This is a genomic window from Mesorhizobium sp. M2A.F.Ca.ET.043.02.1.1 (assembly GCF_003952405.1).
Lineage (GTDB): Bacteria > Pseudomonadota > Alphaproteobacteria > Rhizobiales > Rhizobiaceae > Mesorhizobium.
Window position 1 is genome coordinate 820,261 of the sequence record NZ_CP034445.1, and the last position, 13,911, is coordinate 834,171.

At 64.5% G+C, this 13,911-nt stretch carries 14 protein-coding genes; 8 read left to right on the plus strand and 6 right to left on the minus strand.

Annotated features, from left to right (window positions below; translation table 11 throughout):
- The first annotated feature begins 150 nt into the window (after positions 1–150).
- The 3 genes from EJ068_RS03910 (at position 151) to EJ068_RS03920 (ending at position 4,517) form a co-directional block, all read left to right on the plus strand.
- Positions 151–1,176 (plus strand): LacI family DNA-binding transcriptional regulator, encoded by a 1,026-nt coding sequence (locus EJ068_RS03910; protein ID WP_127253778.1) that lies wholly within the window; start codon positions 151–153, stop codon positions 1,174–1,176.
- 279 nt (positions 1,177–1,455) lie between these two features.
- A complete protein-coding gene (locus EJ068_RS03915; RefSeq protein WP_129554479.1) occupies positions 1,456–2,937 on the plus strand; it encodes an esterase-like activity of phytase family protein in 1,482 nt (493 codons plus the stop codon).
- Positions 2,938–3,044: 107 nt separating this feature from the next.
- Positions 3,045–4,517 (plus strand): MATE family efflux transporter, encoded by a 1,473-nt coding sequence (locus EJ068_RS03920; protein ID WP_127252595.1) that lies wholly within the window; start codon positions 3,045–3,047, stop codon positions 4,515–4,517.
- A gap of 3 nt (positions 4,518–4,520) precedes the next feature.
- Here the strand turns inward: EJ068_RS03920 and EJ068_RS03925 are convergent, their stop codons facing one another.
- The gene (locus EJ068_RS03925) at positions 4,521–5,732 is read right to left on the minus strand and encodes an MFS transporter (protein WP_127252594.1); all 1,212 of its coding nucleotides are present in this window, start codon (positions 5,730–5,732) and stop codon (positions 4,521–4,523) included.
- Positions 5,733–5,869: 137 nt separating this feature from the next.
- On the opposite strand from EJ068_RS03925, the gene EJ068_RS03930 reads away from it, so the two are divergent.
- Positions 5,870–6,445, plus strand: coding sequence for a TMEM175 family protein (locus tag EJ068_RS03930; RefSeq protein ID WP_126082023.1), 576 nt, complete (start codon positions 5,870–5,872; stop codon positions 6,443–6,445).
- Positions 6,446–6,449: 4 nt separating this feature from the next.
- Here the strand turns inward: EJ068_RS03930 and EJ068_RS03935 are convergent, their stop codons facing one another.
- The gene (locus EJ068_RS03935) at positions 6,450–6,731 is read right to left on the minus strand and encodes a hypothetical protein (RefSeq protein ID WP_126060116.1); all 282 of its coding nucleotides are present in this window, start codon (positions 6,729–6,731) and stop codon (positions 6,450–6,452) included.
- Between the two features lie 173 nt (positions 6,732–6,904).
- Between EJ068_RS03935 and EJ068_RS03940 the strand changes: the two genes are divergently transcribed.
- Positions 6,905–7,771, plus strand: coding sequence for an SDR family NAD(P)-dependent oxidoreductase (locus EJ068_RS03940; protein WP_127252593.1), 867 nt, complete (start codon positions 6,905–6,907; stop codon positions 7,769–7,771).
- An 8-nt stretch (positions 7,772–7,779) separates the two neighbouring features.
- Here the strand turns inward: EJ068_RS03940 and EJ068_RS03945 are convergent, their stop codons facing one another.
- From EJ068_RS03945 to EJ068_RS03955, 3 genes are all read right to left on the minus strand, one after another.
- Positions 7,780–8,274 carry a low affinity iron permease family protein gene (locus EJ068_RS03945; protein WP_189342130.1) on the minus strand — a complete coding sequence of 165 codons (495 nt, stop codon included), beginning with the start codon at positions 8,272–8,274 and terminating at the stop codon, positions 7,780–7,782.
- 322 nt (positions 8,275–8,596) lie between these two features.
- Positions 8,597–9,238 carry a DapH/DapD/GlmU-related protein gene (locus EJ068_RS03950; RefSeq protein ID WP_127252592.1) on the minus strand — a complete coding sequence of 214 codons (642 nt, stop codon included), beginning with the start codon at positions 9,236–9,238 and terminating at the stop codon, positions 8,597–8,599.
- 72 nt (positions 9,239–9,310) lie between these two features.
- On the minus strand, positions 9,311–9,739 hold the full coding sequence (locus tag EJ068_RS03955; protein WP_108702807.1) for a CreA family protein: 429 nt from the start codon (positions 9,737–9,739) through the stop codon (positions 9,311–9,313).
- Positions 9,740–9,988: 249 nt separating this feature from the next.
- Between EJ068_RS03955 and EJ068_RS03960 the strand changes: the two genes are divergently transcribed.
- On the plus strand, positions 9,989–10,573 hold the full coding sequence (locus tag EJ068_RS03960) for an SCO family protein (protein ID WP_127252591.1): 585 nt from the start codon (positions 9,989–9,991) through the stop codon (positions 10,571–10,573).
- 79 nt (positions 10,574–10,652) lie between these two features.
- On the plus strand, positions 10,653–11,525 hold the full coding sequence (locus EJ068_RS03965) for a 50S ribosomal protein L11 methyltransferase (RefSeq protein WP_127252590.1): 873 nt from the start codon (positions 10,653–10,655) through the stop codon (positions 11,523–11,525).
- Between the two features lie 9 nt (positions 11,526–11,534).
- Here EJ068_RS03965 and EJ068_RS03970 read toward each other — a convergent pair whose 3' ends face one another.
- Positions 11,535–11,720, minus strand: coding sequence for a hypothetical protein (locus EJ068_RS03970; protein WP_126060111.1), 186 nt, complete (start codon positions 11,718–11,720; stop codon positions 11,535–11,537).
- A gap of 346 nt (positions 11,721–12,066) precedes the next feature.
- Here EJ068_RS03970 and EJ068_RS03975 point away from each other — a divergent pair, with 346 nt between their 5' ends.
- Positions 12,067–13,911, plus strand: a complete 1,845-nt coding sequence (locus tag EJ068_RS03975) for an aminopeptidase P family protein (protein WP_127252589.1) — start codon at positions 12,067–12,069, stop codon at positions 13,909–13,911.

Genomic DNA, 13,911 nt, shown 5'->3' on the forward strand with positions numbered 1-13,911 from the left:
ATTTCCGGCATCACCGTAAACGTTTTTCCGTAAACGTTTACGAGAACACACCCGATGGCCTAGAATGTCAATCACCCGCTCGCGAAAATCGACACCCACTGCTTGGCCTGAAGGGCGGCCGGTGCTAGCGAAGACAGGGGAGAACCGGCCTTGGCGTCCAGCATCCACGATCTCGCGCGTCATCTGAACATTTCGATCGGCACCGTCTCGCGCGCGCTGAACGGCCGTGCCGATGTCAATGCGGAGACGCGCCAGCGCGTGCTGGAGGCCGCCAGGAAGCTGAACTATTCGCCCAACCAGTCGGGCCGGAGTCTCAGGAAAGGCGCCACCCATTCGATCGCCTTCATGCTGCAACCGCACCCTGGCGACCAGCAATATGGCGAGCCGTTCTTCATCCCTTTCCTGACCGGCCTGCAGGCGCAGCTCGCCGAGCATGACCTCGATCTGATGGTCGTCATGGGTGAGCCCGGCCAATATCAGCCGGAGAGGCTGCGCCGCGTGGTTGAGACGCGGCGGGCCGACGCGGTCGTATTGGCCAATACAAGGCGGGAAGATGACCGGATCGACTATCTCAGCAAGGCCGGCTTTCCCTTCGCCACGCTTGGCCGAAGTCAATCCGGCGGCGACAGCTATCCTTCGCTCGATATCGATTTCGAGAGGGCGGGTGAGGAAGCTGTCGACCGGTTGGTCGCGCGCGGCCACCGCCGCATTGCCGCCATCCGCCCCTCCCTCGATCTCAACTTCGGCTACCTGTTCCTCGACGGCTACCGCAAGGCGCTGCAGCGGCACGGCATCGAGGTCGACCCCGGCCTGATCGCCGACGGCTTCATCAACGAGACCGGCGGCTATCAGGTGACGCCGCGCGTGATGCTCTCCAAGGATCGGCCGACAGCCATCATCTTCAACAATGACGCCATGGCGCTCGGCGGCTGCAAGGCGCTGGCCGAGATGGGCATCAGGCCCGGCCACGACATCGCGGTGATCGTCATTGTCGACACGCCGCTTTGCCGCTACTTCTCGCCAACGCTGACCGCCTTCCGGCCGTCGCTGGAGCCGATGGGCCGACGGCTGGCCGAGATGCTGCTGGCTTCGCTTCCGGCTTTCGCCGGTCCCGAAGGCACACGCATCATCCGCGAGGTCTGGCCGCTGGAGCTTGTCGCGCGCGAGAGCGATTGAGCGCCTTTCTCTTCTCCCCTTGCCGGAGAAGGTGGCCGAGCGAAGCTCGGTCGGATGAGGGGTGCTCCAGGGAAAGCCAACGTATCCACTCCGCTGGCACACCCCTCATCCGGCCGCTTCGCGGCCACATTCCCTCACAAGGGGGGCAGGAGAGGCCCACCTGTCACGCAACCATCACGTTCAGGCCCTAGACCGCTCGACGGCAAGGGCTGCCCCGCATCATCGGCGCCGCGCCCTTTTGAGCCAATGGCCGCTCTGTTCGTCACGAAGGGGATTTCCATGAAACATCTCAACCGAACCGCTACGCTCGGCGCGCTGCTCGCCCTGTTCACCGCCATGACGCCGGCGCTCGCCGATAGCGTCGCCTATGTCAACAAGGGGCTCGTCGGCGTCGGCCGCATTCCGGCGAGCCAGAAGGACAAGTTCGGCGAGACCTTCGGTTCGGGTTCCGGCATGTCGATCGACACCAAGGGCTGGGCACGCGACGGCGCGGGCTACAAGGGCTCGCTCTGGCTGCTGCCGGACCGCGGCTACAATGTCGTCGGCACCACCGATTATCGCCCGCGGCTCAACACCATCTCGATCAAGCTGACCCCAACCGCTCCAGGTGCCGCGCCCGCCGCCGGGCAGGAACAGGCCGCCGTCAAGGCGACGCTCGCCGACACCATGCTCTTGACCGACGACAAAGGTGCCGACGCCACCGGCCTCGACCCGCTGAACGGCGTGCGCCCCGCCGCTGGCGACATGCCGATCCTGCCTCAGGCCGACAACGGCAAGCTTTCGCTGGACGACGAAGCGATCGTGCGCCTGCCCGACGGTACCATGTTCATCTCCGACGAATATGGCCCCAACATCTACCGCTTCTCGGCCGAAGGCCGCCTCATGTCGGCAGCGCAGCCGCCGGCGGCGCTGGTGCCGATGCGCCACGGCAAGCCGAACTTCGCGTCCGACAATCCTGGCCCGGGCGCCGCCGAGCCCGATCCGAAGGATCCCGAGACTGGCCGCCAGAACAACCAGGGGCTCGAAGGCATGTCGATGACGCCTGACGGCAAGTTCCTGATCGCCGTGCTGCAGTCGGCGGCCCGCCAGGACGGCGGCGATTCCGGCTCGACGCGCCAGAACACCCGCGCGCTGGTCTATGACGCTTCCGACCTCGCCCACCTCAAGCTGGCGCATGAATATGTTGTGCCGCTGCCGGTGTTCAAGGACGCCAAGGGCAAGACCAAGGTCGCCGCGCAGAGCGAGATCGTCGCGCTCTCCGACAAAAGCTTCCTGATGCTGGCGCGCGACCCGGGCAACGGCCAGGGCGTGAAGGGCGACGAGTCGGTCTATCGCAAGATCGAGATCGTCGACCTCTCCGCCGCGACCGACATCGCCAACGGTCCGTTCGACGCGGCCGACAAGCCGGTGGCGCCGAAGGGTGTGCTCGACCCGTCTGTGACGCCGGCCAAGCTCACCTCCTTCATCGACATCAACGACAAGGGCGAGCTTGGCCGCTTCGACCTGCACAATGGCGCGCCGAACGACAGGAACAACCTCTCGGAGAAGTGGGAGGCGATGTCGCTGGCCCCGGTGCTCGATCCAAAACTGCCCGACGACTATTTCCTGTTCGTCGCCAACGACAACGACTTTCTCACCCAGGACGGCTTCCAGGTCGGCGCGCCCTACAAAGCCGAGGACGCCGCCGATGTCGACACCACCTTCCTGGTCTATCAGGTCACCCTGCCTGGACTGTCTGGGAACAGCCTCGCCGCGAACTAGTTCTGCTTCAGCCGTATGCCGAGCGGGCATACGGCTGAGCGCGGAACGGATGCATGAGCATCAGGCCTGCGATAGCATCGCGGGCCTGATTCATTTTCGGTGCTGCCATGGATGACGACAAGCCCACTCGAAGGCGGACCCGCGACCTGACCAGCGGGCCGATCCCGCGCACGCTGCTGCTGTTCGCGCTGCCGGTGCTGGGTTCCAACGTGCTGCAGTCGCTCAACGGCTCGATCAATGCGGTCTGGGTCGGCCGCTTCCTCGGCGAGGCTGCGCTGACGGCGACCTCGAACGCCAATCTGGTGCTGTTCCTGATCCTTGGCACGGTGTTCGGCATCGGCATGGCGGCGACCATCCTGGTGGCGCAGTCGGTCGGCGCCCGCGACCTGCCCGCGGCGAAGCGCATCGTCGGCACCAGCGCCACCTTCTTCTTCCTGGTCTCGGTCGTGTTCGCCGTCTGCGGCTGGATCTGGGTCGACGCCATCCTCACCGGGCTCGGCACGCCGGCGGATGCCTTGCCTTTGGCACGCAGCTACCTGCGCATCATCTTCGTCGCCGTGCCGATGATGAACCTCCTGTCCTTCATCATGACCGTGCTGCGCGGCGCCGGTGACTCGCGAACCCCGTTCGTCTTCATGGCGCTGGCAGTCGTTCTTGACGTCGTGCTCAACCCGCTGCTGATCCGCGGCATCGGCCCCTTCCCCGAGCTCGGCATCGCCGGCTCGGCGACCTCCACGCTCATAGGCCAGACGGTGAGCGGCATTGCCATCCTGACCGTGCTTTATGTTCGCAAGCACCCGCTGCGATTGGCTGGCGCCGATCTCGCTCTGCTGCGGCCCGACCCGGCGCTGCTGCGCATCGTCGTCTTCAAGGGCATCCCGATGGGCCTGCAGATGATCGTCATCTCGGCCGCGGCGCTCACCGTGATGGGCATCGTCAACTCCTACGGCTCGCAGGTCGCCGCCGCTTACGGCATCGCGGCGCAGCTCTGGACCTATATCCAGATGCCGGCGCTGGCCATCGGCGCCGCAGTCTCCTCGATGGCGGCGCAGAATGTCGGCGCCGGCCGCTGGGATCGCATCGGCAAGGTTGCGGCCTCGGGCGTCGGCTTCAACCTGGTGCTGACCGGCGCGCTGGTGGCGCTGCTCTTCGTCTTCGACCGCCCGGTGCTCAGCCTCTTCCTCAGCAGTGACAGCACCGCGATCGACATTGCCGCTCATATCAACAGGGTGGCGTCCTGGTCGTTCATCCTGTTCGGCATCACGATCGTGCTCTTCGCCACGGTGCGCGCCACCGGCGCCGTCATGCCGCCGCTGATCATCCTGATCATCTCGGTGTTGTTCATTCGCACCGACTTTGCCTATTCCATGCGCAGCGTCATCGGCCAGGAGGCGCTGTGGTGGAGCTTTCCGGCCGGCTCGATCGCCTCGCTGGTGCTTGCCGCGGCCTATTATCGCCTCGGCCGCTGGCGCACCACGCATATGATCGAGGGCCGGCCGGCGGCCGGCGAGCCGCCCGACACCGGCCTCGGCGTGCCGCGCCAGCGCGCCAATCTTGCGCCTGAGACACCGGCCAGCTGAGATCTACTGCCGCGCGTATTTGGCGCCGAAACCGAGCGCCACCAACGAGAAGACGATGATCATGCCGGCAAAGGCCAGGCTTGCCACGGTGGCGTTGGCCAGGCTCGACAGCACGCCGATGCCGATCACCGGCAGCGCGTTGCCGCAGAAGCAGCAGATGAAGAAGACCGAGACCACCTCGGCGCGGCGGTCGGCCGGGGCGATCTGATTCACCACCTGCAGGCCACCGCGATAGCCGAGCGCCGCCCCCGCCCCGCAGACCGCGGTCGCCGCGATCATGAGCGCCATCGAGGCGTAGATTTGCGCCGCGACGACCAGCGCCACAGCCGGGATCATCAGGACGAGCGCCGCAAGCATGGTGGAGCGGCTAGCAAGCCGGGCGGTGGCCACGATGGTGATGGCCGCCACGATCGACAGCTCGAAAAAAAGCCCGCCGGCTTCGGCATGATTGGTCACGTGCAGCTGCTGCGCGAGAATGCTCGGCGCCAGCGCGGCATAAAAGCCGACAAGCGCCATGGCGCCGAAGCCGGTCACCGCCGGCGCCACGAATTGCGCGCGGATATTGTCGGGCACCGAAAGCCGTGGCCGCAGCGAGACATCCGAGAGCCGCCCCGGACTGGAGACCGTTTCCCGCGTGCGCCAGATCAGCACGGTCACCAACGCAAGCAGGACGAGGTAGACGGCAAATGTGAGCCTGAGCGGCCAGGGCGCATATTGGGCGAGCAGCCCCGCCATGAGCGCGCCTACGCCGAGACCGATGAAGTTGGTGCTGGTGGTGATGATAGCGGCGCGCGACTTGTCCTTGCCTTCGATCAGCTCGGCCAGCCACGCGGTGCCCGCACCCGCGCCGACGCCGATGCCAAGCCCGCTCAGAATGCGGGCGATGTCGAGCCAGGCGAGGTTTTCGGCGAAGAGGAAAAACAACGCGCTGACCACGGCAATCCCCATCGCGGCGAGCGCGGCGGGACGGCGACCGATCACATCCGACACCCGGCCGAAAAACAGCAGCGCCCCCAGATTGCCGACGACGTAGACGGCGTAAACCAGCGTCAGCGTGACCTGAGAGAAGCCGAAGGCCTGCTTGTAGATGATGTAGAGCGGGGTCAGCGCGGTGCTGCCGGCAAAAAGCGCGGCGATCATGGCGGCGACGGCGGCCTTCGCGGTCCTCCCGCCAAGCTCATGGTCACGCGTCATGGTTTGAGCGTAGCTGTTCATGGCGACCTCCGAGGGTTGCAAGCCCAACGCCTACATAATAGCGCCGTTCCACCCTGCGAATCTCCTCCTGACAGTTCTGGCAGGATGGTCAGCCGCGGCATCCTCCCTTAACGTCGACGCAAAGCGAGGGAAGAATCATGGGCAAGGGACGGGTCGAGGCATTCACCGATGGCGTCGTCGCCATCATCATCACCATCATGGTGCTGGAGCTGAAAGTGCCGCATGGCGAGGATTTTTCCGCGCTTTTGCCGCTGTGGCCGGTCTTCTTCTGCTACGTGCTCTCCTTCATCAATGTCGGCATCTACTGGAACAACCTGCACAACATGTTCCACACCGTGCAACGCGTCGACGGGCGCGTGCTGTGGGCCAACATGAACCTGCTGTTCTGGCTGTCGCTGATGCCGGTGACCACCGCGTTCATGGGGGAGAACCACTTCGCCCCGGTGCCGGTCGCCGTCTATGGCTTCGACCTGGCGCTTTGCGCCGTTGCCTACAACATCTTGGTCATCAAGCTGCGCCATCTGCACGGCGCCGAAACGACCTTCGCCAGGGCCGTGGGCCAGGATCGCAAGGGCAAGATTTCTCTGGCGCTCTACATCGCCGCCGTCCTGCTCAGCTTTCTCAACCAATGGATCAGCGTGGCGATCTACGTGCTTGTGGCGGCGATCTGGTTTGCGCCCGACAAGCGGTTCGAGAGGCTGATCGAAAAATAGAAACCTATTTCCGCATCGCTTTCAGCTTCTCGGCCACCGAGGCGGCAAGGTCGGCATAGCGCTCCTCCAGCCGCTCGGCCGCCTTGATGATCGGGAAGTCATGGCCGAACTTCTCCAGCGCCAGCCGCAGCTTCTCGGCGAAATCCGCCTGCTTCTCCAGCGCCGCGAACAGCGTTTTCACCTGCGTCTCGCTGATATCGGGATTGGCGAGCATCTTGGGCACCTCGCGGCCCATCTCGTCGCCATTGGCGGTCTGCTCTTTGAGGATTCCGATCCAGTCGGTCAAATACCGAGCTCCTTTTTCAGGACAGCATGCGCGGCAGGCACAGCGATGGTCAACCCGTTGCGACTGTAAGTCGTCAACCGTTGCGGCCTCGCGATCGCCCATCGGGACGAACCAGCCTTGCCTCAGCGGCGGCGAGCGTTAAGTTCGGCGCGACCCGAACAAGGATGGAAACCATGACCAGCGACGCCGAAATCCAGACCGCCCTGCCAGCTTTCGCCTCGGGCAATGTCGCCGTCATCACCGGCGGCGCCAGCGGCATCGGCCTCGCCGCCGCGAAACGGTTCGCGGCGATGGGCATGAAGACGGTGCTCGCCGATATCGGTAGCGTGCGCCTCGACCAGGCGACGGAGGCTGTCGCCGCGATCGCCGGGAAGGATGCCGTCCTCCCGATCCCCACCGACGTCTCCAAGGCCGAAGAGGTCGACCGGCTGGCGGACCTCGCTTACGGCGCCTTCGGCGCGGTGTCGGTGCTGATGAACAATGCCGGCGTCGGCAACAATCCAGGTAAGCCCTGGGAGAACCGCGACGCCTGGAAGCGGCTTCTGGACATCAATTTCTGGGGCGTCGTGCACGGCACCGAGGCCTTCGCGCCGCGCATGCTCGCAGCTGGAAAACCGGGGCTCATCATCAACACCGGCTCCAAGCAGGGCATCACCACGCCGCCCGGCAACCTCGCCTACAACGTCTCCAAGGCCGGCGTGAAGACGTTTACCGAAGGGCTGGCGCACGCGCTGCGCAACGAACCTGGGGCGAAAGTGTCGGCGCATCTGCTGATCCCGGGTTTCACCTACACCGGCCTGACCGAAGGCGCGACGGAAAAGCCCGCCGGCGCCTGGACCGGCGAGCAGGTGATCGACTTCATGCTGGCATCGCTCGTCGATGGCGATTTCTACATCCTGTGCCCCGACAACGAGGTGGCGCGGCCGACGGATGAAAAGCGCATGGCCTGGGCGATCGGCGACATCATCGAGAACCGCCCTGCCCTGTCGCGCTGGCATCCCGATCACAAGGACGCCTTCGCGGCCTTCATGAACCGCTGACGGCCCTTTCAAGCAGCCGCTTTCTTCTTTGAGCTGTTCTTCCCGGCCACAGGCTTCTTTGCGGCCGCGCCGGTGGTCTTGGCCGCATGCCTCGTGCCGTTCTTTCCGGCCACGACCTTGTTGGCCGCCGTTTCGGCGATCTTGCGGTCGTGCCGCTTCGCCGCCGCCTCGCATTTGGCGCGGATCTCCTCGACCTCGGATTCCGTCAAGTGCTCGATGCCGATGAAATGATTGTGGGCGCGGCTGACCCTGATCAGCTCGTCGAGCTTGGCCTGGATCGCCGCGCCGTCGCGGTTCTGCGTGTTCTGGATCAGGAACACCATCAGGAAGGTGACGATGGTGGTGCCGGTGTTGATGACGAGTTGCCAAGTGTCTGAAAACCCGAAGATCGGGCCACTTGCCGCCCAGACAACCACGATCAGCACGCAGATGGCGAAGGTCGGCGGCAGGCCGGCCAGATGCGCCACCCGGTTGGCCATCCAGGTAAAAGCCTTCTCGATCATGCAAATTCCTCAAAAACCGTGGACGCGCGGGCATTTGCGAAGAAACAAGCAGCCACCGCATCGGGTTCCAAAGGGTCGAATTTTCGTGACGGGACGGGGCTGCAATCAGCCACACGCCAGAAGCGCAGGCGCGTGAAGAAACACCTTATCGGTTTGCTTGCGATAATGCCGGTGCAGGCCAGAAAGCCTGTTCCTTCCGCTTCACGCGGTTTGCCTCCAGCCCCTTCCGCCGCGCCACCCCCGCATGGCGGAAGGGGCGCCACTCCCGACAGAAGCGTAACATCCAGACAGCGCCGTTGTGCTTTCAACGGCATTCTGTGTGTCAGGGAGTACCGCCTTCCCAGCGATCGAGGAAGGCCTCGATCTGCACGGCTTGCATGTCGGGGATTGCGCTCGCCAGTTTCTCCGGCGCCCAATCCCACCAGGCCAGGGCCTCGATACGCGCCGCGATTGCCGCTGAGAAGCGTTCGCGCAACGGCTTCGCCGGAACGCCGGCGACGATCGTGTAGGGCGCGACGTCGCGCGTCACCACGGCATTGGCGCCGATGACGGCGCCGTTGCCGATCGCGACACACGGCATGACGACCGCGCCATGGCCGATCCAGACATCGTGGCCGACAGTGACCGGCTTTGCCTGCCGCCGGGCGCGAAATTCAGCGTCGACGCCCAGCCAGCGGAAATACTCGTTCGGCCGGTAGCTGACCTTATGCTGCGTCAGCCGCTCGATCGGATGCTCGAGAGCGTTGATGCGGCTGTTGGCGGCGATCGCGCAGAACTTGCCGATCGTCGTGTAGATCGCTTCCGAATGGCGCTCGAAATAGGAAAAGTCGCCGACGCTCACCTCGCGCAGGATCACCCGCTCGCCGATCGAGGCATAGCGGCCGAGCTTGCAGCCTTTGAGCTCCGCGGTCGGATGGATGCGCGGCTCGGGGCCCTTGAGGACGAGATTTTCAGGACGGTCCATGCTCGGGCTTTACGCCGGCGGGGACGGCCCCGCAAGCGCGACCTGCCCCCCGGCCAAGCCTGTCTCGGGAAACTATTGCGGCTTGCCCTTGGTCCACACCACGTTCTGGCCGTAGAGCGGCACGGTGGTGACCGACATCTTCGCCGAGCCGTTCTGCACCTGGCGCGAATGCGACAGATAGATCAGCGTCTCGTTCTTCCTGTCGTAGATACGGTTCACCACCTGCTTCTTCCAGATCAGGCTGAGGCCCTGCTTGAACACTTCCTCGCCGCCCTCGCCCATATCGATGTCGCCGATGGTGATCGGCCCGGTCTGGCGGCAGGAGATCGAGGAATCGGAAGGATCCTCGAACCAGTTGCCCTTATGCAGCCGGTCGATGATGCTGCGGTCGAAATAGGCGACGTGGCAGGTGACGCCGTCGACCTTCGGGTCCTTGATGGCGTCGATCATGATGTCGTTGCCGACCCAGTCGACACCCACTTTGCCCACCTCGTCGGCCATGGCCGCGCCGGCGCTGAGAGCAAGACATGCGGCGAACAAGCCGATCAGTTTTCGCAAAAGTGCCTCCTGGGTTGGCGTTTGCCGATGTCAGGTGGGACAAGATCGTGGCGTTTGCAAGCCGCCCGACACGGTGTTTGTGCCCCACCTGGATCTCTGCTTGCGGCAACGCGGCATCTTTGCGCGCCCGGCGCAGACCCGCTAAGAGTGTCGCCAAACTTGCCCCAAGGCAATCACGACGGACATTCACTGATGATGCGTTCAATCCTGGTCGGCATTCTCGTCCTGATGGCGGCGGGCATCGGCTGGCTGACGTTCGACTGGTACCGCGGCCATTATGGCGGCGAGCCCTTCGGCGCGCCCTTCACGCTGGTCGACCAGAAAGGCGCGCCGATCACCGAAGCCGCCTTCAGGGGCCACCCGAGCGTCGTGTTCTTCGGCTTCACCCATTGCCCGGAAGTCTGCCCGACAACCCTGTTCGAGCTGGCCGGCTGGCTGAAGACGATGGGCGACAGCGGCAAGAACCTCAACGCCTATTTCGTCACCGTCGATCCGGAGCGCGATACGCCGGAGACGATGAACACCTATGTCAGCAACTTCTCCGACCGCATCACCGGCATCACCGGCGATCCGGACAAGGTGCATGCCATGGCCAAGGCCTTCGGTATCTATTGGAAGAAGGTCGACACCGGCGACGGCGACTACACGATGGACCATACGGCCTCGGTGCTGCTGCTCAACGCCAAGGGCGATTTCGCCGGCACCATCGGCTATGGCGAGAGCGCCGACACCGCCGTCGCCAAGCTGAAGCGGCTGGCTGCCGGCGGGCAAACATGATCCCGAACCGAAGGTCAGCGACCGCAAAAAGTGGGAACCGGTTTTCGGAGAGGATCATGTTCAAGCAAGAGTCTTTCTGATGGGCCAGACCAGGCTGCACCTCACCGCCAGCAAGCTCGAGGCCGACCGCATCTTCGCGGCGCTGGACGCCGCCTTCGAGGATGACGGCCTGCCGATCGCCGTGCTGGAGCTCGACGAGGAAAAAGACATCCAAGAAGTGTCGCTCTATGCCGATGGCGACGTCGATCCCGTCGAGGCGCGGGTCAGGACTATTATCGCCGACCTCGGCCTGTCGAAGCCCGTCGAGCGCGAGACCCTTCCCAACATCGACTGGGTGTCGCGCTCGCTGGAAGGCTTGAAGCCGGTGCGCGCCGGCCGCTTCCTCGTCCACGGCTCGCATGATCGGGCCAAGCGCCACGCCGGTGATCTCGCCATCGAGATCGAGGCAGGCCTTGCCTTCGGCACCGGCCATCACGGCACCACCGCCGGCTGCCTCGAAATGCTGGAGCAGGTGGTGCTGCGCGAACGGCCGCGCAACGCGCTCGACCTCGGAACGGGAAGCGCGGTGCTTGCCATCGCGCTCGCCAAGCTCGCGCATATTCCTGTGCTGGCGACCGACATCGACCCGGTCGCCGTCCGCGTCGCCGCCGCCAACGCCCGCCTCAACCATGTCAAGGCGCTGGTCGAAACGGTGACGGCGCCGGGCTTCCACAACCCGATCTTCGCCAGGCGCGCGCCCTTCGACCTGATCGTCGCCAACATCCTGGCCCGGCCGCTGATGCGGCTCGCGCCTCAGATGGCCCGGAATATCAGGCTCGGCGGCTCGCTGGTGCTTTCCGGCATCCTGGACCGGCAGCGCGACGCGGTGATCTCGGCCTATGTCGGCCAAGCCTTCCGCCATGTGCGTACCTTGCATCGCGAGGGCTGGGTGACCATCCACCTCAAGCGCTGAGGCGGTTACTCACACATAAAGCGAGTTTGCCGCCTTCTTCAGCTCTTCGCGATCGTAGCCATTGGCGTTCAGCGTTTCATCGTCGAGACAAAGCAGCGCCCCGTTGACGTAGCGGGTCGCCTCGCGCCGGCGAGCTTCGATCAGCGCGCTCATGGCGTTTCTGAAAAATCCGCGTCTGGCTGGAAGCGTGGACATGACAGTCTCCTTTGCAGGACAACAGGATTCATTCCTCCACATCGGGGAAACTAAGCTCTGCCGACCTGTCTGGAAATCAACGATTCTGCATAGCGTCCATGCGCAAAGACACGGGGGCGCGCCCGCTAGCTTGCACGTCGTCGCTTCAGCATATCTGGATCATATGGCGTCTGGTGACAGATCCGTTTCAATTGGCACACGAAATGCTCTAAAGCATGTCTCCCGAAAGTGGGAACCGGTTTCGGGATAAAGACATGCGTAAGATCAAAAACCTAAAGCGCATGGAGCGAACCTGAAAGATCGCGACGCGCTTTAGGTTCGCGACAAGCATCCGAGGAGAGCCACCATGTTCCAGACCTTTGATTCCGCTGGCGATCCGGCCGTCGGCAAGCCGCGCGTGGCGTTGCTGCGGCAATGGCTGGTCGACAATGGCTTGGCTGGCTTCATCGTTCCCCGCGCGGACGAGCACCAGGGTGAGTATGTCGCCGACCGCTCGGCGCGGCTGAAATGGCTGACCGGCTTCTCCGGTTCGGCCGGCGTCGCCATCATCCTGCGCGACCGCGCCTTCATCTTCGTCGACGGCCGCTACACGTTGCAGGTCCGAAACGAGGTCGACCTTTCGATCTTTACCGTCGAAAGCCTCATCGACAATCCGCCGGCCAGCTGGCTCAAGGACAATCTCGGCAAGGGCGCAAGGCTCGGCTTCGACCCCTGGCTTCATACGATCGGCGAGGTCAGGGCGCTGAAGGCGTCGGCCGAGCAATCCGGCGCGACCTTGGTGCCGCTCGACAGGAACCCGATCGACATCATCTGGAAGGACCAGCCGGAGCCGCCGCGGGCTTCGGTGGAGTTGCAAGAGCTCAATTTTGCCGGTGAGCTCGCCAAGGGCAAGCTTGTGCGGTTGGCAAGCGCCATCCAGAAGGACGGCGCCACCCATGCGGTGCTGACCGATCCCTCTTCCATCGCCTGGAGCTTCAACATCCGTGGCGGCGACGTGCCGCACACGCCGCTGGCGCTCGGCTTTGCCATCCTCGCCGCCGACGGCAAGCATCAGCTGTTCATGGACCAGCGCAAATTCCCGCGCCAGGTCGCGGCCTATCTCACCCAGCTTGCCGATCTGCATGATCCGGGCGAGTTCGAAGCGGCAATCGTCGAGCTGGCCAAAAATGGCGCCAGGATCGCGCTGGATCCGGTGCTGGCGGCGGAAAAGCTGCGGATGCTGACCGAGGACAATGGCGGCACCGTCGTCTTGGCGGCTGACCCGGCGCGTATTCCCCGCGCGACCAAGAACCAGGCCGAGATCGCCGGCAGCCGCGCCGCGCATCGCCGCGACGGCGCTGCGGTCGCCAAGCTGCTGTGCTGGCTCGACCGCCAGAAGCCCGGCACGCTCGACGAAATCGCCGTCGTCACCAAGCTGGAGGAAGTGCGCCGCCAGACCGGCGAGGAAACCCAGATGCCGCTGCGCGACGTCTCCTTCGACACGATTTCCGGCGCCGGCCCGAACGGCGCGATCATGCATTACCGCGTCTCGCGGGCCACCAGCCGCAAACTGGAAAGCGGAGAACTGTTCCTGCTCGATTCCGGCGGTCAGTATCAGGACGGCACCACCGACATCACCCGCACCGTTCCGATCGGTGAGCCGACGCAGGAGATGCGGGAGCGCTTCACGCTCGTGCTGAAGGGCATGATCGGCATCTCGACGCTGCGTTTCCCCGCCGGCACGCGCGGCTCGGAAATCGACGCGGTTGCCCGCGTGGCGCTGTGGAAGCGTGGCTGCGACTTCGCCCATGGCACCGGCCACGGCGTCGGCTCCTACCTTGCCGTGCATGAAGGGCCGCAGCGCATCGCCCGAACCGGCACCGAAAAACTGCTTGCCGGCATGATGCTGTCCAACGAACCAGGCTACTACAAGGAAGGCGCCTACGGCATCCGCATCGAGAACCTGATTCTGGTCACGCCGGCGGAACCGATCGAAGGCGGCGACATCCCCATGCACGGCTTCGAGACGCTCACGTTGGCGCCGATCGACAAGCGTCTCGTCCGCTGCGATCTCTTGACCCGCGACGAGTTGCACTGGCTCGACCAGTATCATGCATGGGTGCTGGCCGAGATCGGCCCGATGGTGGACGGCGAAACGCTGGCCTGGCTGGAGAAGGCGACAGCACCACTGCCGCACGACGCGAAGATTTGA